We start from the raw sequence: 21,881 nt of genomic DNA on the forward strand, positions 1-21,881 counted from the left end.
AATCAAAGCAAGCTTTGCTCCTGCGTTCGGTTTACTAATTATTTACAAATCGGCATTTACATCATCACCTTTCACTTCTCCCCAGCCGTTGATTTCGGCTCCGTCCACTTCCATGCCTTCGGGAGTCTCAACCAGCGTTCCGCCGAGGGTCAGCGATTCGCCCTTTCCGGTGTTGAAATCCTTGAGGGCTTCCGTAAGGTCGCTTTTCAGCGTGGTGGGGGTCGGGTTGCCGTCAGCATAGCGGATTTCACCCGTCAGCAGTTGTTCCGTGCCAGTCACACCCAGCAGCCGCACCGTGGCTTTCCACTTGCCGGCATCGTCACCTTCGGTAATCTTGGTGAAGGGCAGCACGACGTTCGAAGCGGCTCCGTAGGTATCGGTAGCGAAGTCGAGTGTTCCGGCTGCACCCGTCAGATGGGCAACAATCTCCGTGATGCGTCCGGCGGCATCACCTGTAGGTTCGACGACAAGCGTCAGTTCGCGTACCTGCTGCTTCATTGCGGCAGTCAGCGGATAGTCCTTGTCTTTCTCGATGGTCACCTGTTCCGTATAGGTGAAGAACCATCCCGGGGCATTGTTCACAAAGGCATCCGTGCCTGCCCGGGTTCCCGTGGATGCGGCAATGGTGGCTGTGGTGCCGTTCACCGTGATTCCTTCAGCCGGGTTCCACACCGCAAGTGTGTAGCTGCCCGGAGCAAACAGATGGTCGGGGGTATGGGTGGCGGAAGTCTCCGTACCCGTATAGTCACCCATGGTGACCGTCCATGTGGCAGGTATGTCAATACCCTCACCGCGGGCCGACCAGTCGGCTGTCACCGCAATCTTCCCGTAGTCGGGATGCGGCGTGTCATAAAGCGTGTCCTTCACGCAGGAAGAGAACAGCACGGCGGCTGCCATTCCCATCATATTTATATATTGTCTTGCTTTCATATTCTATTCCTCCGTGTTAGAATAACTTCCATACCAATGTCACACCGGCATTGATGGGACCCCACCAATCTTTTGTTTCGTTGCCGCGGCGTACACGCACGCCGTCGATGACTTCATATTTTTCGAAATCGGCATTCAGGTAGCCCAAACCGAGGTTGAAATCAAGAGCCAGTGCCTTGTTCAGCCGCAGCTGATAGCCAGCGGTGATGCCGCCACCCATCAGGTCGCCCTGCTTGCCTGTTTCGGAGAACTTGTAGTTGAACTGTCCGGCCTTGAACATCGCGCCCAGATACCAGGCTTTCTTCTCACCCATATAGTAACGTACTTCCGGAGCCACTTCCCAGAGTGCATAGCGGCGGTCTTTGTCGCTCCAGCTCCAAGAAGTCCACGAGCCGTTTACGGCAATGCCCCACGACGGGCAGATGCGCCATTCCACGCCAAGATCTGGTGTCAGGGTAGCCCAGCGCAGCAGGTTGGCACGCAGGGAAAAATGATAATCATTTGTGATTTTAGTTTCCGACGGCGTGTCGACAAGTTTATTTTGTTGAGCGGCTTTCTCGGCTTCTGCCTTTTCAGCGGCAAGTCGGGCTTCTTCCGCCTTGCGCTGCTCTTCGGCAAGCCGTTCCTGTTCGGCACGCTTCTCGGCTTCCAGTTGTTCGGTTTCCGCCTTGCGTCGTGCTTCCGCATCCGTCGCGGCAGTTCCCTTTACCGGTACCGTCAGGCGCACGGTGACAAAATCACCCTCAGTCGCATGGTTGCGGGTAATGAAATTCTCCTCTTTTATTTCCGCACGGATAATCAGTTCGGATTTCACACGGTTGGCACGGATCTTCGCCGTGGCAAGGTTCTCGGCTTCACTGCCCAGTGAATTACAGTAGCCGTCAACCAATAGCGGCAGCTTGCCGTCAAGAATTGTGGTTTTGTTGTTTTCGATACATTCCAACAGACGGGCAAGTTCCGTGTCATTGCCATTCCAAGGCACGTAGAACGTGTCCTTCTGCGGAACGAACCGGAAGGTGTAGGTCGTGTCTGCTTTCTGCTGCGCAATGACAGGAAAAGTTACCGTCATCAGCCACAGAAACAGGGTAAGAAAAGTGATTTTTCTGCTCATATAAACTTGAATTTATTATCTTTGTCTTCTCCAAAGGTAATAAATGCCATTCAGCGCCCAAAATATTACAAAAACTTTTTCTGTTGAAATACAGCGTTTTATAAAAAAATGTCGTTTGAGCACTTTTCAAATTGTCGTTAGAGCACCTTTTTGTCGAATTAGCACTTTTTTGTCGTTTGAGCACTTTTTGAAAATGGGTTTCTGAGACCTTTTTCAATGTTTTTTAGTACACAAATTATTCCCGATTTGCTTTTTTCCATTTGGCAGGCGTACATCCTTCCTTCTCGGAAAATAATTTGATAAAGTTACTGCGGGAAAGAAAACCGGAGGACTCAGCCAGCTTCTGTATATTGATTTCCGGATGCTCCTTCAGCATGTTTTTCGCATACTCCAACCGGAGACTGGTTATCCATTCGCGGAATGTCATTTTATACGTAGTCTTGATATAAGCGGAAAGATTGGTACGGTTGGTATGAAGCACATCTGAAAGCTCCTTTATGGTAAGGCCGGGCCGGATATAACCGTCCGCATCGATCCAACCTTTGATTTTTTTCGCCATTTCGGCATGGAAAAAAGGAGTATCCTGCCTCTGTGCCTGTTCCCGGTTTGTGGTGTCACACAGGTCTTCCTCTTCAGAAGTCATGCCATCCTCCATCGCGTTTTCCACCTGTTCGTAAAACAGCAGATAGTTCAGATAGCAAAGGAAGAGATAAATGTAGAACGGTACCGATGACAGAATCCAGATATAGATGTATTCATCAGGCAGGAATGTCAGCAGTCCGCATCCCACCCCGAATGTGACAGCCCAGTAGGTGAAAATGGAAAGCCATTTGATATAGGCACCGATGTCATCCGCACGGGTGTCATCGAAAATGCGGATGACCCTGTGATAGGCCCGGAGAAGCCTACGGGTCAAGAACAGCCCATAGATAACCAACCATGCGGCCAAGGCAAACATCACCGTTGTCTGTAAACCACCTTTTGGTAACAACAGCAGAACGATGCCGGAAAGGATGGAAAACAGTATCCATAGACAGATATGCGTCCGTAACCGACATTTGGTGATATAAAAGCGGTCAAGCAGAGTGGTGAGGGCCGAACTGAACAACCAGTAGCACAAAAAATAGGTGGACAGGTTCATCAGGATGGCGGCATCGGTATTCTTGAACCTGATTCCAAAAAAGAAATGTACCGAATAGTTGGCGGCAAGTAACAGTATGGCTACCCCCATAATTCGCCGGGAACGCAGATAATTATTGAAAATGGCTTTTTCCGGGGTTGGAGCCAACAAAAAATAAAAGCCGAAGAACGACATCAACGGCAGCGCAATGCAAAGTGAATAACTGTATATAGATGGTTCCATTGTGTAATATGCTTATTTATTTTGCAGGGCAAAGTTACAAAACTATCAGCGAACCGAAGTATTCTCACAGCTTCTTTTTATGTCTAAATAACACTGAAATACTTTTATATTAGATTGATATCGGGTTTACTTTCATCGTTGCCAGGTTCAAATACACCCCATGATGCTCTATCATCCCGTTGCGGAACATCTTCCACAGGATATTGCACCCGAGTTGCGCCAGCGTGGAGTTAATGAACAAGTCCTGCTTCTCCAATGCTTCTGCCAGCGAGCAGCTCGGACCGGAATCCTCCTCCTTCACTCTCGCGTATTTCACGAAACGGGTGATGACCTTCAGCGAGCCGACCGCTTCATACAGCGTGGAAGCCGGTTGCCTGATTTTTTTCAGCACGGTCCCCATTATAACCTGTCCGGTCGTTTGCGTGTTGCCGAAGTCCATCCAGTAGAGTGGCGTGGCATTGTCCGTGTAGGAGGCCGGCGGCATCTTTCCCAGCACGTTCCACAGGTCGAGCCGGGACTTGATGTTGTCCGTGCAGGTGACGGTGATGTTCGCGATTTCATCCCGTTTCACCTCCTTCAACACCGACGGATAGGGTCTGGGCTCCGCTTTCCAGTCGTTGCCGAAGAAATTATTGACACGGGTAATGAGGCATTTCGCCTTGTTCAGGCCTATGTCGGAATCACTGAAGAGTTGGCGTCCGATGTTGGTCCCGGACACGATGTCAGGGTCATAGAGCGTGACGGACAGGCCGGGGTGTCCGAGCGCCCGCAATGTCACGTCGAGCCGGGCCAGACATGTCAGCACCTGCGAACCGGTTCCGCCCGCGCCGATAAGATTCACTGTTACCGGGTGCTGCGGGTCAATCAGGTAGTTGTCGATATAATGCACTCTTTTCATTTCAGTATGTCCTTTAGTTTCAAGTTGTTCAACGGTCTCAGTTCTTCAAGGTCGAAAGGTCTGTCCTTTGCCGCTTTCGTGACCAGAACGAGATTTGATTTGGTCGGGTTGCCATGCGCTCCCAGATGGGAGAACTCCGTCAGCCAGAACTTCCTCTCCCAATATTCGAGCAGTTTCGCGTAGGTCAGGTCTTTCGGCTTCTCTATTCTGGCGGAACCCAGACAGACGCTTGCCTGCGTCACGTTGAAGAACGGGGCGGCATAAAGTTCCGTCTTTTCCGTCGGTTCCCTGTCTTTGCAGGCATAGACATTCAGGTGGCTTTCTCCGGCCTCGTAGATGATTCCCGGCAGATGATACTCCGCGTTCTCTATCTTGAGGGCTTCCTTGAAGAACATCATACGTTTCCGGGGAGAGTTGTACCAGATGTATTTCTCGCTTCCCTTACGCGGGTCGCACCACAACAGGTTGGACGGTATCCTTCCATACGGTGTGGCGCTGTGCCTTTCGGAATAGCCCCGTACCAGCTCGTTCATGAACTCCGCCGTCACCGGACGGCCTTCGCCCATTATACCGCTTTCATCTATATCCCTGACCTCGATGAAATAACTGTTGTCATATACATAATGACTGTTGTCTTCCCGGGCATAGGCAATCAGCGCTGCCCGCGGATGGAGCAGCGTCCTGAGTTTTCTTGTCAATTCGTTCGTTTCCAGCATGTTTTAACAGATTATATTGATGAACTTATCCGCCCATTTGAAGAACCGCTCCGGATAGTCATCCATCCGGAACAGTTCTCCGGTATCGGACGAGAGGTCGCAGGTCGTTACCGGCGTGATGTCATAGGTCTCCCTGCTGTTTGAATTGTAATAGTCAACGAGATATTCAGACACTATATCGTTGATGTCATAGACGACCCTTATCTGCTGTTGCAGGTACATCGGATGGAAATCCGGATTCTCGGAGTAGTAGGCGTCATACCCGTACCCCATGATGCCCCGTTCCGGTGTCAGGAAGGGCAGACCGCTCCTCATGGCGTCGACCAGCTGCCTTTCAAACCCGTTTTGGGGAGTGTACGAGCCGATTGCCCCCGGCAGGTCCTTGTAATAGGACTTTGCAGCCACCCGCCTGAGCAGCCTGCCTATTTTCCCCTCCTGATAGGAACGCACAAGTTTCACCCGGCTTTTCCATTCCTGCGGGTCATCGCCTCCGTCCTCCGAGAGCAGCTCGAATATGAACTCCGCGTCATCGTCATCCAGAATGGTGCTGATACCGTTGGCCGTCATCAGCTTGTGGATAAAGGTAATGGCGATCCTCCTTAAAACGGGACTGAGTGATTCCAGGAACCTCACAGGGAAATAGTACAGCGTCAGACTTCCCCACCGGTGGTACTTCCACAAACGGAAGAAGAGCCTGCCTCTTTCCTGCTCGATATTGACATTCAGCTCATCCCCCACAAGCGCGTCCATCTCGTCGTACAGCCTGGCTATGCCCTCCCCGATACTGTTTCCCGGTGTGTGCGCCGCTTCCTTTTGCAGCAACAGGGCATACTTGAAAAAGGAATCACGCAGGAACTCATAGTTTTCCCGCGTGATTACATTGATGCTGCCGCATTGAAGTCCGTCGTATGTCTCCACGACAAGGCTTTTCAGGGCAACCGGTGCAAGCGCCGTGCTCAGAAAAGAATTACGGCCCCGCTTGGAGCCGCAATCCGTTCTTTCCTGTCCACCCCGTATCGGGTTTCCCTCCGTGTCTGCCCGATGATGAGCCTTGCCAGCTGTTCCTGCCGGTGTTCGTCCAATGGTACACATGGTTTCTTGTTTTTCTTTTTCCTGTTCTTCCTCATATATCCTATCCTTTGGTTCCGACAGTGGTCTTGAACTCGTACACGGCCTTGTCATCCTTGAGTACCGGACCGTGTACCGTCGCGGTTGTCAGTTCAGGATAAAAGTTGGAGTAATAATTCATGACCATTTCCGGGCTGTCCGACGGGTTCGGATCGTCGAGCGTGACCATTCCGCTGCCTTTCTTGAACGTGAATGAACGTGTCATTCCTGTGATTTCGAGTGCCATAGTCTTAAACTGTTTGATAGGGTGAATACTTGGGTTCTAACATGGATTGGGGAAAATCGGGATATTCCTCGTAATCCTTGGGATTGTAATTGATTTCTTCGTCTGCGGGGTATTGCATCCGGTAGTCTTCAGGCGTGAATTCCGGTTCCTGCCAGTGCGTGACTTCCTGACCGCCATAGTTTTGCGGTTGTACGGAAGGCTGCTGTGCGTATTGCGGTTGTGGTGGGGTCTGGTGTTGAACCGGTCTGTGCGGCGGTTGCTGAGGTGGCCACATCGAAGGCTGTTGCGGTTGTCCGGCCATGGATCCCGGTACCTGAGGCTGTGGCGGATAGGGCGGTTGCTGTACGGAAACTGCCATAGGTTGTGGCTGCGGTTGCTGTCGCTGTTGTGCCGTTGCCGCCATAGGTTGCGGTCGTGGCTGCGACTGGGCTTGCGGCACCGGTTCATCCATCAGTTCGAACAGGCTGCCCTTGTTCATCGCCTTTTTCTGCTGCTCCATCATTTCGTCAATCTTCTTCTGGTCCTGTGGCTTGGCATGGAGGCGTGCCTGAGAGAGTGCGGTGACGGCATCCTTATGGTTCTTGGCCGCGATCAGCTCCTCCGCTTTCTTGAGGTGTTTCTCGTATTTCTCCCGCCTCTCCTTCTCCTCTTTCGTCTCCTTGGCCTTTGCATCCTTCGCCGCCTTACTTTCGGATGCGGCCTTCTCCGCCTGCACCTCGAATTGAGCCATGTTGGTGATTAGTCCCACCGCTTTCTGTATCGGGCGTGCGACGGTTTGCAGGAATCCCGCGTCCAGTTCCTCGGGCTTCCCGTTGACCGTCAAGGGTACGATGTGGTTCTGAGCCTCGTCCTTCAGCCCGTTCGACTTCGGCAGCGTGGATACTGCCAGTTGTCCGTTTGCTTTACGGATGACCAGCGTAAGGTCCACGCCTTCGGTCATCATCTGGTTGATTGCTGTAAAAAACATAATTGTATGAATTAAAGTGTGAATAACCGTATTCTTTCTATCTGTTGAAGAACTCCGCCAGCAGCCTGTTCCGGTCGGGATGGCTGCATATCTCCAGTACCGGGTCCAGCAGCGTGGAGATGTGTACGGGTCCGCTTCTTTCCCGTGGGGGGAATTTGACGGTCGGTTCCGGGACAGGATACTTCCTTCTTGCCGGTATCGGCACTGGTATCTGTACCGGTGCCATCGGCGGTCTTGAGATGATTGCTTGATTCATGACTCTATAATTTTAATTGTGAATACCTGGGCTTTGGCAGCCCGTTGAACTACAAGGGCTTTACGGCAAACGCTTCCGGAAAGGCAAGGCTTTCGGGAAAAATACCGCAAGCCCTCCGGGCGAGGATGATTTTTCCCCGAAACCCGGAGGGCCCGGCCTTGCCGTCCGAAAAGAGGCGTTTGCCAACTTTGCCCGGTAGTTCTCCGGTCTGTCAATGGCTGTATATGCCTCCCTTTCCTTTCCGAACGTGTTTTCATTATCCCTGTTTCCATAAGGCATGGAACACAAAAAGAGCCGTCCTCCGTGAGGACAGCCCTGTTCTGCAAGGTATTGCAGCGGTTTATATGCCGTATTTGTTCCATCTTCCTATATTTTATGCCGGTGGAATCAGAATACCAGGTAGCTGAGGATACAAAAAAGTATCGCCGCTGCCACCAGGAAGCAGGCTACCTTATAGAGAAACCTGAAGAATCCCCTGAAACAGACGATGGCGACTGCCGTCCACACGGGCGACACGCCTCTTGAATACAGATAACCGAACACGATGAAGGCCGCGATGGCCAATACTGTCATCCTTGTCCATTTGCCTGTTGTCAGTTTTCCGATATATTCCCTCGTTTTCATGACCGTATATTGTTAATGGGTGAAACATGTCATTTCCAATTTCGGGGGCCGGAGAGCGGACCGCCTCCACAGGCAAGGTTTTCGGGGAAAATACCGGAGCGGGGCGAGGATGATTTTCCCCGAAACCTGCAAGGCCCGACCTTGCAGGTGGAAACGGGCGGTTCCGCTACCTTTGTCCGCAGAATTGGAATGGCGGGATCATTTGCCTTTTGCACCTTTGGGCTTGGGAAAAGAAAGTTTCAGGTTAAAACTGTCGTCAAAGGTGAGTGCCGCATCGAAAGAACATCCTTTCTTACCCTTGAAACCCTTGATAAGCCGGGTGGAGCCGGATGAGAAAAGCTGTTCAAGATGCCGGTCGGTCAGTTCCTTGTTCAGGAAACGGCGGAACACCAGCAGCCCGCATCCTTCACGGTCGCATTTCGCGACCTTGGACTTCACCACCACGTTGCCGGCCTTGCACTTGGGGCAGGTAAAGGCGTGTGATGACGGTTCCGGGAATTTGAGGCGCAATATCTCGCCGGTTACTTTTCCGGTGTATTCCCTGATGGAGAGCATGAAGCTGTCCGGATCGAGGGTACGTCCCTCTATCCGTGCCAGTGCCCTTTCCCATGTGCCGGTCAGCTCTGCGTCGGCCACCATCATGTCCTTCACCGATTCGTAGAGGTACAGCCCCTTTTCCGTCGGCAGGATACTCTTGCCGGAACGCTCGACATAGTTACGTTTGAACAGGGTCGTGATGATGGCGGCACGGGTGGCGGGTGTGCCGATACCCGAATCCTTGACAGTCTCACGTGCCTCTCCGTCCGTGATATCCTTTCCGCAGTTCTCCATGGCGGCAAGCAGCGTGGCTTCCGTGTAAAGCGGCCTGGGCAGGGTCTTCTTCTGCGACAGTCCGCGACTCGAGAGCGGAACCAGCCCGCCTTCGGCAAACAAGGCCGTTCCTCCGCCATCTTCCGGCTCGTCCTTTTCCCGGTCCTCCTTCCGGGCGAATACCGCCCGCCAGCCCGTGTTGACGATGAAGGCGGAGCGGGAGCGGAAATCCATGCCCCCGCACATACACTCCATGAGCAGCCGCTCCTTCTCGCAGGGCGGGGAGAAGGCTTCCAGCATCCTGCCGGCTATCAGGGTGTAGACGGCGGATTCCGCCTCGGACAACTCTTCGGGAGCGACACCCGTGATGATCAGGGCATGGTGGTCGGTCACTTTCGTGGTATCCACGCTCCGGGTGTTCAGAGCGGAAAAATCGAAAGAGCGTCCGTACTCCCTGAACAGAGGCATGGCAATGATTTTTTCCAGCAAGGCGGGTATATTCGCCATGATATCTTCGGGTATGTACCGGCTGCCCGTTCTCGGGTACGAGACCAGTTTCTTCTCGTACAGGGACTGGGCGATGGAAAGAGTCTTGTCCGCCGTAAGGTCGTGGTGGATGTTGCAGTCCTTCTGAAGGGAGGTCAGGTCATACAGAAGTGGGGCCTGCTGGAAAACCGTACCACGCTCCACTTTGGTGATTGTCACCGCCGAGCCGGGAATGATGCGTCCGTATGCCGTTTCCGCCGCTTTCTTGTCCCCGAAGTGCTCCGGATGGATGAACAGCCGGTGCGCCTCTCCCTGCTTCAGCGTGATATGAAGCTGCCAGTATGGTGTGGAGACGAAGTTGCGGTTCTCCTTGAAGCGCGCGCATATCATGGCGAGGGTCGGGGTCTGTACCCGTCCGATGGAGTTGTTCGCCGAACCGGAGACTGCCGCCAACGCGCGGCTGGCGTTCATGCCCACCAGCCAGTCCGCCTTCGCCCTGCTGTCCGCGGCCGCATAGAGGCTGTCGTATTCATATCCTTCCCTGAGGTCTGCCATCCCCTTTCGGATGGCCTCATCGGTAAGCGAGGAGAACCACAGGCGTTTGAAAAGCTTGGTACAGCCCAGGTGGGAATATATCCACCGGAAGATGAGTTCCCCCTCACGCCCGGCATCGGTCGCCACGATGATGCTGTCACATTCGGAGAACACCCCGTCGATGACCTTGAGCTGCCTGCCGGCGGCGATGTCCGTCACCATGCCCCTGTCCGTACGTATCTGTCGTTCCACAAGACGGAACGGTTCGGGAAGCATCGGAAGGTCTTCGGCGGTGGTTCTCGTGTAGCCGTATGTTCCCGGCAATGCCAGTGATACTAAATGTCCCAGCGCCCATGTCACCATGTAGCCGTTTCCTGTTATGTAGCCGTCCTTTTTCTCTGTAGCCCCGACCACACGGGCTATCTCCTGACCGACACTCGGTTTTTCTGCTATGATTGCTATCATGATTCGGATAAGAATTAAGCCGTTTCCCGCTTGCCGGCGTACGGAGGGACGGGAAACGGCGGTTATACATTCGGTTTACATAATTATAAAGGTGGAGTTACTCTCCCACGGACTTGATGCCGAGGATTTCGAGCAGCGGGTCACCGTCCTTGCGTACCAGCTGGAGTGTGGCGTCCATCACCACGTCCACACCGAGGAGCACGAGGCTGAGCGGCATCACTTTTGTTTTCTCTCCCCTGAGCAGCGTGTCAAGTTCTCCCGACATCTCCAGCTCGTCCTTCAGGATGCCGATGCCTGCCAACTCGTCCCAGTTCACGTCCTCCGCCTTGAAAGGCGTGTTGTTTTCCTTGTTCATTTCCATGTTCTGATTCTTTAGGATTTCACATTCGTTTTACTTTTACTTTGACCGTCAGGCTATGCTCGCGCCCCTGGATTGGCGGTTTTCCTCTCCCTGTCTTTGTGCGGCGGACACCACGTTGCGCTGCGCGGCGTCGCGTCTGCGGTCGGGGTTCTCGTTGTAGAAGTCCAGCCGTCCCTGGTTGAAGTTCGCCTTGACGTACTGCGAGATGGTCTTGCCGTCATACCCCTTGATGCCCTCGACCAGTACCGCCTTGCCGCTTTGGAGGTCGGCACGCTGCTTGCGGGTAAGCTCCACGTCCCATACCTTGGCCGGTATCTTGAACTCCTCGCGCTGGTCGAAACCGTCCGGTGTGCGCGAATAGCTCAGACGGCCCGTTTCGAGGTCCGCCTTGATGAATGAGGAGAATTCCTCGCCCCTGCGGTTCACCATGCCGTTGAGGAAGATGGGCCGCCCTTCACGCAGCTCTTTCTGCTCCTCGGGAGTGACCTTCACGCCGCCTATTTCATTCGGGATGTAGATTTCCCGTGCGCCTTCAGGGGAGTCGGGATTGTAGCGGGTGTAGGACGGGCGGCCTGTCGCTTCGTCGAGCTTCACGTAGGAGGAGAACAGTTCCCCGTCCTTGCGTTTCATGCCCTCCACGAAAATGGCCTTACCCCCGTTCAAATCATCGATCTGTTTCTTGGTCAGTTCCACGCCTCCCAGATACTGCCGGTTGAAGAGCTTGTCGTTCTCGAAGATGAACTCCACGCCCCTGCGCTCGGCATTGACCTGGATGTGGGCATCGAACGGATTGCCCGATCTGGCCGTCATTCCTTCGATGAATATTTTCTTTCCTTCACGCAGGTCGTTCTGTTCCTGTTCGGTCAGTTTCACCCCGCTGATTTCACGTGGTATGAAGACATTCTCGGCTTTCATCGCCACCACCTCGTTGGTCAGCTTGTCGATGCTGACGAAAGAGGGGACATACTCGCCGTTGCGGTTTTTCAGTTCCACGACACGCCCCATGTTGCCCGTCTCAAGCAGGTTCTTCTTGTCCTCGTCAGAGAAGATATGTCCGAAGTAGGGACGGTCGAGGTCGGGTTTCTGCCGGATACCGTGGATGCCCAGTACGATGTCCCCAGCCCGGGACTGCTGGAACGAGAGCCTCGCGTCGGTACGTAATACGGCGGAGCCGAAGTTCATGCTGATGGGCACTACCTGGTTGGTCTTGTAGCCTCTGAGCATCTGGTCGAGCAGCCCCCGTTCCTGAAGCTCCTCACGGGAGAGCCCGAAGTTCTTCAGCTGTTCCCAGTTGATCATGGACTCGTTGTAGCGGTACTGGGGCTGTTGCTGCGTGCCTCCGCCTTGGGCGGCCTGCTGCTGTGTTTCATTTTCTTTTGCCATTTCTTCTTGATTTTGATGGTTGATACTTTGGTTTTCCTTGTCGCGGGGGACAATCTCGTACTGTTTGAGGAATTCTTCCACCGCGTCTGTCTTTTTTCCGGCGGCGAGGTCTTCGATGGCCTGCCTCACTTTCGGGTCGTCCAGTGCTTTCTCCTTGACGGAGAGGATGCCGAAGCGTGTCGGGTCCTTGAGCTGGCTCCAGAAATTCTTCAGGAAATTCTCGAACATGCTGGCATAGCGGTCGATTTTCAGAAAGGAGTTTGTATGCTCCTTGTCTGCCGGAACCGTCTTGTACCTGCCGTCCTTGTCAATTTGGGACACTGCCTGTAAAATCAGTTCCATCTTGTCGAGGATAAGGATGATGTCGCTCATCTGTTCGTTCTCGGCGACTTGCGGTTTAGGGGGATCGTCCCTTCCATTTTTCTTTGCCATAACTTTGTTTTTTTAGGGTTGATAACTATGATTGTCAGTGCAAATATATAGGATGATTTCTGATATATAATTGATTTACAATACGTTGTGCTATATGTTTCACCGTTTGTCATCCTGTTTCACTGCGGGAGGAAAAGCGGGAGGCGGAAAAACGGGAAAGTCAGAGGAAAAAGCAAGGAAAAGCACCGGATTAAAAAGGCGGAAAAGGGCGGGCACACACGAATGGTAAGCCCCAGGACAAGAAAAAACGGCAGGAACGCCACGAAACCGACAAGGAGAAAACCGTATTATGCAGAGTTGCGAGCGAGCTGTCTTTAGTCCCCGCTTCCTTGTGCCGCTCTATAAGACAGGAAGAAGATTTTGTATGGGAGATGTGTTGACGGCGTAATCCATTGGGACATCAAGCACGGCAAAATACCGCCGTCAGATTGTTTTTTATCTTGTCCTATGCGTCGTAGGTCGCTTCGCTTGCTAAGTCCCGACCGTCTCCACAACTCGGACGGCGATACCGGAACGTTTTTTCGGGTGAAAAATTACCGCAGGGAATTTTTTGCCCGAAAACCGGAGGCCCGAACGTGGAAGGTATCGTCCTCCGGGTTATCTTCTTGAAGGGACTTGTCAAGCGAAGCGTGCTTATGATGGATTTTTATAGAGGAATATGGAATAAGACACCTTGATGATAAAAGTGCGCTAAAAAAGTGCAGAAGTAATCAGATTTTGATTACCTTTGCACTAAAAACGCTCGCTATGACAATAAGAGAATGGATTAGAGATAGGGAAATTGGTGGCTTTCCAACTTTTTCGGTTGATGATGTAAGGCAAACATTTCCTGATTATTCGGAGCAAGTCATCAAGAATGAATTATTCCGATTATCAAAACAAGGCATCTTATGTCCTGTGTATAAAGGCTTTTATGTCATAATTCCTCCTCAGTATGCAGCAAAAAGGATGGTTCCTCCAATATATTACATTGATCAATTGATGTCGTATCTGAATAAACCATATTATATCTGTTTATTGAATGCCGCAGAAATTTTGGGTGCAGCTCATCAACGGCCACAGAAGTTTTCTGTAATGACGGTATTCCCAAAGTCTTCCGTCTCTTCATCAAAGAATAATTCGCTTGTTTGGGGATATCGCAAGGAGATTCCATCTGATTTTTTATTGTTCAAGAATTCTGAGACAGGAGTGATATACTATTCAAATGCTGAATTGACAGCCATTGATATTGTACACTATGAACAATATATCGGTGGCCTCTCAAGGGCAGCGACCATTTTGGATGAATTAGCAGAAAAACTTGATTTTCGTAAAGCTTCCGATAACTTATTTAACTATACATCAATCGCTACTATCCAACGATTGGGATATATATTGGATGATATTTTAGAACAGAAAGAGATTGCAGAAGTGTTACATTCTGAATTATTGACATATGTCAAGCGTTTTAGATATATTCCCCTTAGTACACACAAAACTGATGAGAATGCAGAAAAGAATACTCGTTGGAAAGTTTATATAAATTCGATAATAGAAACAGACGAAATATGATAAACAGAACAGCCATTACCCAATGGAATAAGATTGTTCCTTGGAATGATAATGCACAAGTAGAACAAGACCTTATTATCTCTCGTGCATTAGTCGCTATTTTCAGTGATAAATTCCTTGCTTCACAGCTTGCGTTCAGAGGAGGAACCGCACTTCATAAATTATATCTGTCGCCACAGCCTAGATATAGTGAAGATATTGATTTAGTACAAATCACACCGGGACCGATAAAACCAATCATGTTCAAGCTAGGTGAAGTCTTAAGTTTTTTGCCTGATAGGGTTACAAAACAAAAGCGATATAACAACACGATGTTATTTCGTATGGAGTCGGAAATCCCCCCGACAATCCCCTTACGTTTGAAAATAGAGATAAATTGTTTTGAACATTTCAACGAATTGGGATTGGTTAAAGTTCCATTTGAGGTGGAGAATAGCTGGTTCTCAGGAAAATGTGAGATAACCACATATCGTTTGAACGAATTGCTGGGAACAAAATTAAGAGCATTGTATCAAAGAAAAAAAGGCCGCGACCTTTTTGATTTGTATGTTGCACTGTCGGAAGCGGTTGTGGATATTAATGAAATTTTACGTTGCTACAACCGTTATATGTCGTTTGTTGTGCAACAACCACCTACTTACAAACAGTTCATTAACAATATGGAAGAAAAAATGTTAGATCCTGATTTTTTAGGTGACACTCAGAATCTTATCCGTCCGGATAGAGAATTTAATCCACGATTGGGTTATGAACTTGTTTTGGAAAAATTGATAGAACGAATGCGGAAATAAATATAATATTATCAGATAGGACAAAATAATAGGTTATATGAACGTGGATCATTTAGATTGCCTTTTCCAAGAGTACGGATATGATGTAAAAGAAAGAACCGCATCATATAGGGTGTATTTGCTGAATCAAGGTATGTACCATGGAGCAGAAATCCAAATAATGGACGATGATATTGATGCTACTCCGATACTTGATCGTTACTCCAAATTGGGATATCATGCAAAACAACAAAGGTTCAAATCGATTGAACAAGCAGAAAGTTATTTATTTAAGGGGTTCTTTAATACACAAACTACTGCAAATGATATAAATAGAAGATATACAGAATTTGCTGCTAATCAAGTAAAACATTATTGTAATTGTGGTATTAAGTACCAGTATATCAGTATGCCATATTCTATATATAGTGAAGGTGCGGAAGATACTGTTAGTGGAACTTCAGATATCATTTCTGCAATTAAAGAAGCAATCAATAGAAAGGGGGCACATCTTGTAGTGGTAGAAGCAGCTGCTGGATTTGGTAAGACCTGTACAGCATACGAAGTATATAAATCATTTTTAGATAATAGTGAATATCAAAAGCCCATTTTTACAGAATTGTCAAGAAATAGGGATGCAAAGCAGTTTAAATATATTCTTTGGTCTGAAATTGACAAAGAGAAGGATACGACTGCTAAACAGGAATTAGTTGTTTACAATATAAAAAAAGGGAAAATCCCTCTTATTATTGATGGGTTTGACGAATTACTGTCCAAAAACATAGACAATGGAAAGGCTGGACAATTGAATGAATTTGAGCAAGTTGAAACAATGCTTTCTACCATAGGAGATTTGTTGACAGATGAAGCTAAGATTATTCTTACCTCTAGAAAAACTGCAATATTTGCAGGCGCTGAATTTGGAGATTGGGTTGATTCTTACAATGGAAACTTTGATGTTATCAGATTTCAATTAGAGAAACCCAATATTAAGCAATGGCTTTCAACAGAACGTTATGAGGAAATCATTGGAAAGAATGTTCCTTTGGATAATATTTCAAATCCTGTTCTACTAACTTATTTACGAAATATAAGCAAGGAGGATTTTAGTGATTTATTGGTTTATCCAGAAACGATTACGGATAAGTATTTTGAATATCTACTGAATCGGGAAAAAGAAAGGCAAAATCTTATTATTCGTTGGGAAGACCAAATGCAGATATTTGAAAATTTAGCCAAATCTTTTGTTGATTTTGATATAACTGGTGAAAATAGAAGTTTCGTCAAAGAACTGATTATAGAATATAACAAGTCACGTCTTTTGTATTATAAAGAGTTGACACCGACAAAACAAACTTTGGATGAACTTGCTGACACACTTACAAATCATGCCCTATTAGATAGAACAGGGAATAAAGATTTTATAACTTTTATCAATGAATTTATTTTTGGGTATTTGCTCGGAAAATCAATTCAGAAAGAACCTGTCACATTTTTGCAAAAACTTAACCCTATACCTGAGCATCTAATCGAACTGGCAATTTACGCATACAAATATTCTTCCAATGATGATAAATTAAAATTATGGGATAAGTTTTCTGTTATAAAAGATAAAATGTCTTTGTATTTGGCTGTTACCACAGATTGCATTCTTTTAAAGAAAGTAACAGGTAATTATAAATGTGCAGGATTGAATTCTTTCCATTTTGAAGATATTAATATCCTTAGTGAAGAATGTAAGTTTGTAGAAACTTCGTTTGTCGATTCTGTTTTTGAGAGATGCACTTTTGATGTAAACGCTTTTTATAATGTTACATTTACAGGATGCAAATTTATTGATTGTGATGTGAATAGTGATTTGTCTTCTGGTTCTAACAATATTCATTGTTATGGATGCGATGACTATAACACTGGCTTTATATCTTCTTTGGTAAAAGTTACGACATCTTCTGTTTTGCAGAAACAAGAAGATATAGATCTAGAGATTGAAATACTTAGCAAGTATTTTAAAGTTGATGGAAAATCTCCCAAAATGAGGTATATCTCTACCCTTAGAAAAGAATTTGGAGAAAAGAATTTGGATGTCGTTTTTGCAACTTTTGAATTATTAAAGAAAAAAGGAATGATTCTGATTGACGGGAATAATTCGCACATTTCAAAATCAGGTATTGCATATTATCATAAGAACATACAAGTATGAGTGCAGGAAATAAAGTTTTGAGGGATATAGTTACAGATTTGGAGGCTGTCTTGAACAAATGTGGCGTAATGTACCATGTGTTTTATCGTACTAAGTCAGAAATGTCTATTAAAAATAAACTTGAGAAAAAATCTGAAGAATATCGTAAAGCCAACAAGAAGATGCAAGATTTATTGGCTCTTCGTATTACTTTGTATTTTACGGATGATGTAGAACTTGTTCACAACTATCTAAAAAGTCAGTCCAATTTTGACAGTGAATCTGTTGATGAAGCCGAAGTTGATAAATTCTGTCCCAAAAGACTAAATTTAATTATGCGTGTTCCAAATAATCTTCAGCAAGATATGAAAGCGGCAATAAAAGAAACTGGTTATGAAGATTTAATTGATAACACTTATGAAGTTCAAATCAGAACTATTTTATCGGAAGGTTGGCACGAAGTTGAACATGATTTACGTTATAAATGCAAAGAAGAGTGGAATGAATTTAAAGAGGAATCCAGACTTCTGAACGGAATTTATGCTACCTTGGAAAGTAGTGAATGGTCAATGCTTACATTATTTGACAGACTTTCATATTCCCAGTATAAAAATAAAGTTTGGAATAGTATGTTACGCAATAAGATGAGAGTTCGTTTTGCTGATAAAGGTTTGTCAGAAGAACTTTGTAAATATTTGTCAAACAATAATAAAACTGCAAAATTATTGTATCGTGCAAATAGAACCAAAATATTGAAATTAGTAATGGAAAAAGGCTTTGCATACCCTCTCACTTATGATACTGTGTTACATCTTATCAATCATATTATTGTAAAAGATAAAATATTAGCGAATTTTGAAGATAAAGTTTTGAAACGAGATATGGATATAATGTTTGGTGAATTATAGCAGTAGTTGATATTAGCACCATTTTTACTCACTCAAATAAACAAAAATGGTGCTTTTTATGGTCTTACTTTTTTACATATGTATGCTCCATCCGTGGAACGGTTCCATGACTACGGCAAAAGATTCATCCGGTCTGCTTTAGTAGAATTATAAGAAAAACTTCTGTCTTGCATGAGCCCGTTCCAATACATGCAGATTGCCGTATCCGATGGATTTCAGTTCTACCAGCAGGCTCCTGTATTCTTTTTCCGTCGCGGGCAGTGTCCCGGAGATGATTCCCTTGTAATCGGCTGCGCCATGCTGTCCCGCATGCATGTAGGATGTGATTGTATTTTCGGATTCGTTCCACGGTATATATGGAAAGAGAGCAATTACCCCGCCTTCCTTGAACCGTCTGAACACTACCTTAATAGGTGTTTCCATATCAGTCTGTTGTCTATCCGTATATAATCTTATCCATTTCCCTATCGGGAAACGTGCATAATTCTTCGTTGGTACAATAGTAACGGATATTCTCGTCCTGTTCGACAGCTTCGTCCAAAAGGTTTCGCATGTCATTTTCCAGTTCATGTCCCAGCTCCTCCACCGATATCGTATAGGTTTCCATGCCGGTCGTAATCTCACGCGACGGGTATGCCTTGCCTTTGTAGAAAATTGTACCGATCTCTATGTCTTCGCCACGCCCGGCCATCCTGTCAAGGTATTCCTTGATAATATCCCCATGACACGGATGCGGTTTACAGAAGCATCCCAGAGTCTTTCCCTGCAACTCATGAACCCTGCGCCTGTATTCCGCATCGTTCACCAGCCTCCTGTAAAAATATTCGCGGAATCCGGCCAGTGTCCCGCCCCGGATCATGTCCTGCTTCAGCCTGAACGGATTACCGAAATACCCGTCTTGCCCTTTACCGGCACGACCGATATACACATCGTATGCCTCCTTACGGATATTCACTACTCTTGTATGTTTTCTGTTATCTGCCATACTCATTTGATTTTTAGTTATGATTCCGTTATGAAAGTGACCTTGTAGGTCTTACATGCTTTCCCGAAAGCGGGATTGGTGTCAAATTCCTTGTATGACTCCCAATCCACCGACATGGTGTAGCCGTTCGGAAAGTTTTCGGCGATGAACTTGGTTATCATTTTCTTGTCCTCATCAGACAGGAACAGTTCCTCCCGGGTGCCGTACTCCAATGCAAAAATCGCCCATTCGGGAATGTTGTCCCAAACGAGCGTCTTGCTGTTATTGCCATTCATAATCCTGCTGTTTATTGCTGTGATACCATAAGCTCTTTGATAATGTCGTCGAGCTCTGTTTCCCACTTGTCCGTTCCGTCAATCAGCGAGGGATAGGTAAGCTGTTTCCACTGCCGGTAATCGAAGAGTTTCATACGCAGCGGATAGTAGTCGAAAAGTTTCCGACCTTCGGAGAATACTCTCAAATGGTTTGTCCCGACTTCCATCAGCCTCAGACCATAACGTCCAATGATTTCGTGGAACCTTTTCATCGGGGTGAAGTTACTTCTGCTCATACCTTTTTATTTTTGAGTTAAACATTTCACGGCTCGTGAGCCGGTATTTTATTTCTTGCCTGCCTCGCTGTCCCGTGCCGGATTGTGCAAGGCTTTCCGGAAAAATACCGCAAGCGGAGCGCGGAAGATTTTTGCGGAAACCCGTAAGGGCTCGGCCTTGCTCAATCCTGACAGGCACGGGGCGACCTTTGCAGGCTGAAATAAAACAGCGGTATCCTATTCCTCCTTCCTGTCGCTGTCTTCTTTGGGTATCAGGTGCTGTAAATCAGGATCGGTCTTGATGCGTTGCATTTCATCTTCAATTATTTGCAGCACGTCCGCCTTGATACGTGAATAGTTACGCTCTATCTGCTGCTGCATGATGTCGTTGCCGTCCGCATCCTTGAACTCGTTGATGACGGGTATCTTCTTGTAGGCTTTCGTTTCCGCCGCTACTTTCTCGTTGTCAACTATGATACGGGCATGGAAAATCTTCTGGTCTATCTCTTCCCCGAAGTTGTCCGCCACACTGCCCACGAATGTGCCCTGCGAGAGGTTGGCTATCTTGGATGCCGGTATCAGCGAGTCCAGCTGCGTGTTGATGGAGGTGGATGTGTCCTGCCTGTTGATGGAGATGGACTGCCGTTGCTGGAGAATCTTGCCGAAACGTTCCGAAAGGCTTTTGGCCGTTTCCCCGACCACCTGCCCGGAGAAGATATTCCCGACTGTATTTTGGATCACTTTCGCCTCTTTTTCACCGTAGTCACGGGTCAGCTGGGAGAAGTCCTGGAAACCGAGACAGACAGCCACCTTGTTGCTTCGGGCGGTGGCTATCAGGTTATCGATACCACGGAAATAGATGGTCGGAAGCTCGTCTATGATGATGGAACTCTTGAGTTGCCCTTTCTTGTTTACCAGCTTTACAATGCGGCTGTTGTACAGTCCCAATGCCGCCGAATAGATGTTCTGTCTGTCCGGATTATTTCCCACGCAAAGGATTTTCGGGTGTTCGGGATTGTTCAGGTCCAATGTAAAATCATCGCCGGTCATTACCCAGTATAGCTGCGGTGAAATCATCCTTGAAAGCGGGATTTTTGCGCTCGCTATCTGGCCCTGTAACTGGTCCTGTGCGCCTCCTTGCCAGGCATCCATAAAGGGAGAGAGGTAGTTTTCGAGGGACGGGTATGAGGTCAGGATTGTAAATATATCTGCGTACGGTTTATTCAGAAACTCTATTGCGTGAGGGAAGGTACAGTATTTGCCATCCTTGTAAATCCGCAAATACCAGATAATGGCTGCGAGCAGGATAATCGGAGATTCCACAAAGAAGTCACCCTGTTTCTGAATCCAGGTCTTGTTCAGATTCAAGAGTATGGTGTAGGCCGATTCGTAAGCGTCGGATATGTCCGCCATGAATTTCGGGTTGATGGGATTACAGCGGTGGCTGCGTCTCGGGTCATCAAAATTTATCACGTAGAATTCCGGTCTGACCCTGTACTTGTCAATGTTTTTAAGCAGTTCGTTATAGGCAATGACCGAGAGGTCATCAAATTTGTAATCGTACAAATATAAAGCGAATCCCTTGGAAATCATCTGTTTGATGTAGTTGTTCACCACCGCGTAGGACTTCCCACTGCCAGGCGTTCCAAGCACGATGGACGCACGAAAAACGTTTACAACGTTGATCCATCCGTCCCATTCCTTGCCCTGATACACGAACTTGGTCGGCAAATTTACAGAATACTCGTTTTCCATCAAGTGTGTCTCCTGCATGAAACTCTCGTTGGCGGTATTGAACACGTCCTCCATCAGGTTGTGTTTCAGCATACGGCTTATCCATACGCCCGACATCAAAAGAAGGATGTACCCGGCGGTCAGCGTTACCGTGTAAATGGCGGCGTCAACTGTCGGACTGAACGGCAGGTCGAACATCCACCAGTTCATGAAGAACAATACAAGCCCCGAAAGGAAGGCGGTATATATTTTCCGCCAGGTCATCTTCTGGTTTTTCACGCCCTTCGTGCCCAAACATGACAGCGCAAGGAATATGACGGCGAACACTTTTGTCACCAGCAGGTTGCTGAAAAGCCCCGCCGTCCTCTGGAAATTCAGTAGTATCTTATCGACCACTCCGATATTGATACCCGCATCCACGAATGCCCGGTAACAGAACCAATAGACGTGGATGACAACAAACACGATGGATATGGCACGCATGAATTCCATGACCTTTGCCAGTCCTCTCAAATCATCTTCCTGTTGCATAACG

Annotated in this window: 23 protein-coding genes; 4 read left to right on the top strand and 19 right to left on the bottom strand. The window is 47.8% G+C overall.

From position 1 onward, the window contains the following. Positions 1-42 precede the first annotated feature (42 nt). The 14 genes from D8S85_RS11290 to D8S85_RS11355 all read right to left on the bottom strand — a co-directional run bounded on the left by D8S85_RS11290 (position 43) and on the right by D8S85_RS11355 (position 12,690). Positions 43-930 carry a FimB/Mfa2 family fimbrial subunit gene (locus D8S85_RS11290; RefSeq protein ID WP_127075077.1) on the bottom strand — a complete coding sequence of 296 codons (888 nt, stop codon included), beginning with the start codon at positions 928-930 and terminating at the stop codon, positions 43-45. A 16-nt stretch (positions 931-946) separates the two neighbouring features. Then, positions 947-2,041 carry a DUF3575 domain-containing protein gene (locus D8S85_RS11295; RefSeq protein ID WP_127075079.1) on the bottom strand — a complete coding sequence of 365 codons (1,095 nt, stop codon included), beginning with the start codon at positions 2,039-2,041 and terminating at the stop codon, positions 947-949. 235 nt (positions 2,042-2,276) lie between these two features. Continuing rightward, positions 2,277-3,404, bottom strand: a complete 1,128-nt coding sequence (locus D8S85_RS11300; RefSeq protein ID WP_005680444.1) for a helix-turn-helix domain-containing protein — start codon at positions 3,402-3,404, stop codon at positions 2,277-2,279. 109 nt (positions 3,405-3,513) lie between these two features. Next, positions 3,514-4,302 carry a PRTRC system ThiF family protein gene (locus tag D8S85_RS11305; protein WP_004310034.1) on the bottom strand — a complete coding sequence of 263 codons (789 nt, stop codon included), beginning with the start codon at positions 4,300-4,302 and terminating at the stop codon, positions 3,514-3,516. Further along, positions 4,299-5,018 (bottom strand): prokaryotic E2 ligase family D protein, encoded by a 720-nt coding sequence (locus D8S85_RS11310; protein WP_005680445.1) that lies wholly within the window; start codon positions 5,016-5,018, stop codon positions 4,299-4,301. The genes D8S85_RS11305 and D8S85_RS11310 overlap by 4 nt, the downstream gene beginning before the upstream one ends. Before the next feature lie 3 nt (positions 5,019-5,021). Then, positions 5,022-6,110: a hypothetical protein gene (locus D8S85_RS11315; protein WP_004310032.1), complete on the bottom strand. Its 1,089-nt coding sequence runs from the start codon at positions 6,108-6,110 to the stop codon at positions 5,022-5,024. A gap of 40 nt (positions 6,111-6,150) precedes the next feature. Beyond that, a complete protein-coding gene (locus D8S85_RS11320) occupies positions 6,151-6,372 on the bottom strand; it encodes a PRTRC system protein C (protein ID WP_004310031.1) in 222 nt (73 codons plus the stop codon). Positions 6,373-6,376: 4 nt separating this feature from the next. Continuing rightward, a complete protein-coding gene (locus D8S85_RS11325; RefSeq protein ID WP_004310030.1) occupies positions 6,377-7,339 on the bottom strand; it encodes a PRTRC system protein E in 963 nt (320 codons plus the stop codon). Positions 7,340-7,376: 37 nt separating this feature from the next. Next, on the bottom strand, positions 7,377-7,595 hold the full coding sequence (locus D8S85_RS21885) for a hypothetical protein (protein WP_025832076.1): 219 nt from the start codon (positions 7,593-7,595) through the stop codon (positions 7,377-7,379). A 60-nt stretch (positions 7,596-7,655) separates the two neighbouring features. Continuing rightward, positions 7,656-7,874, bottom strand: a complete 219-nt coding sequence (locus D8S85_RS21515) for a hypothetical protein (protein ID WP_004310028.1) — start codon at positions 7,872-7,874, stop codon at positions 7,656-7,658. A gap of 108 nt (positions 7,875-7,982) precedes the next feature. Beyond that, positions 7,983-8,219 (bottom strand): hypothetical protein, encoded by a 237-nt coding sequence (locus D8S85_RS11340; protein WP_005680446.1) that lies wholly within the window; start codon positions 8,217-8,219, stop codon positions 7,983-7,985. Between the two features lie 198 nt (positions 8,220-8,417). Next, complete coding sequence (locus D8S85_RS11345) at positions 8,418-10,514, bottom strand: type IA DNA topoisomerase (RefSeq protein WP_127075081.1); 2,097 nt, start codon at positions 10,512-10,514, stop codon at positions 8,418-8,420. A gap of 97 nt (positions 10,515-10,611) precedes the next feature. Beyond that, entirely contained in the window at positions 10,612-10,875 is a 264-nt protein-coding gene (locus D8S85_RS11350; protein WP_004310026.1) for a DUF4099 domain-containing protein, read from the bottom strand. A 48-nt stretch (positions 10,876-10,923) separates the two neighbouring features. Then, positions 10,924-12,690, bottom strand: a complete 1,767-nt coding sequence (locus D8S85_RS11355; protein WP_005680448.1) for a DUF3945 domain-containing protein — start codon at positions 12,688-12,690, stop codon at positions 10,924-10,926. A 747-nt stretch (positions 12,691-13,437) separates the two neighbouring features. Between D8S85_RS11355 and D8S85_RS11360 the strand changes: the two genes are divergently transcribed. Genes D8S85_RS11360 through D8S85_RS11375 form a run of 4 tightly spaced genes read left to right on the top strand, consistent with a single transcriptional unit; the run spans position 13,438 to position 18,098 of the window. Further along, positions 13,438-14,241 (top strand): type IV toxin-antitoxin system AbiEi family antitoxin domain-containing protein, encoded by an 804-nt coding sequence (locus D8S85_RS11360; RefSeq protein ID WP_005680449.1) that lies wholly within the window; start codon positions 13,438-13,440, stop codon positions 14,239-14,241. Next, positions 14,238-15,032, top strand: a complete 795-nt coding sequence (locus D8S85_RS11365) for a nucleotidyl transferase AbiEii/AbiGii toxin family protein (protein WP_005680451.1) — start codon at positions 14,238-14,240, stop codon at positions 15,030-15,032. Before D8S85_RS11360 ends, D8S85_RS11365 begins: the two co-directional genes overlap by 4 nt. Positions 15,033-15,069: 37 nt before the next feature. Further along, positions 15,070-17,211 (top strand): NACHT domain-containing protein, encoded by a 2,142-nt coding sequence (locus D8S85_RS11370; RefSeq protein ID WP_005680452.1) that lies wholly within the window; start codon positions 15,070-15,072, stop codon positions 17,209-17,211. After that, positions 17,208-18,098 carry a GTP pyrophosphokinase gene (locus D8S85_RS11375; RefSeq protein ID WP_005680453.1) on the top strand — a complete coding sequence of 297 codons (891 nt, stop codon included), beginning with the start codon at positions 17,208-17,210 and terminating at the stop codon, positions 18,096-18,098. The genes D8S85_RS11370 and D8S85_RS11375 overlap by 4 nt, the downstream gene beginning before the upstream one ends. Before the next feature lie 147 nt (positions 18,099-18,245). Here D8S85_RS11375 and D8S85_RS11380 read toward each other — a convergent pair whose 3' ends face one another. The 5 genes from D8S85_RS11380 to mobC form a co-directional block, all read right to left on the bottom strand. Next, the gene (locus D8S85_RS11380) at positions 18,246-18,521 is read right to left on the bottom strand and encodes a hypothetical protein (protein ID WP_032837620.1); all 276 of its coding nucleotides are present in this window, start codon (positions 18,519-18,521) and stop codon (positions 18,246-18,248) included. A gap of 13 nt (positions 18,522-18,534) precedes the next feature. After that, positions 18,535-19,083 (bottom strand): DUF4326 domain-containing protein, encoded by a 549-nt coding sequence (locus D8S85_RS11385; protein WP_032846768.1) that lies wholly within the window; start codon positions 19,081-19,083, stop codon positions 18,535-18,537. A 17-nt stretch (positions 19,084-19,100) separates the two neighbouring features. Beyond that, positions 19,101-19,358 carry a DUF6926 domain-containing protein gene (locus D8S85_RS11390; protein ID WP_005680456.1) on the bottom strand — a complete coding sequence of 86 codons (258 nt, stop codon included), beginning with the start codon at positions 19,356-19,358 and terminating at the stop codon, positions 19,101-19,103. Between the two features lie 11 nt (positions 19,359-19,369). Beyond that, a complete protein-coding gene (locus tag D8S85_RS11395; protein ID WP_005680457.1) occupies positions 19,370-19,633 on the bottom strand; it encodes a hypothetical protein in 264 nt (87 codons plus the stop codon). Positions 19,634-19,849: 216 nt separating this feature from the next. Continuing rightward, the gene (gene mobC, locus D8S85_RS11400; RefSeq protein WP_008765488.1) at positions 19,850-21,877 is read right to left on the bottom strand and encodes a conjugal transfer protein MobC; all 2,028 of its coding nucleotides are present in this window, start codon (positions 21,875-21,877) and stop codon (positions 19,850-19,852) included. Between the last annotated feature and the right edge of the window lie 4 nt (positions 21,878-21,881).

The sequence above is a fragment of the Butyricimonas faecalis genome, from assembly GCF_003991565.1.
GTDB lineage: Bacteria > Bacteroidota > Bacteroidia > Bacteroidales > Marinifilaceae > Butyricimonas > Butyricimonas faecalis.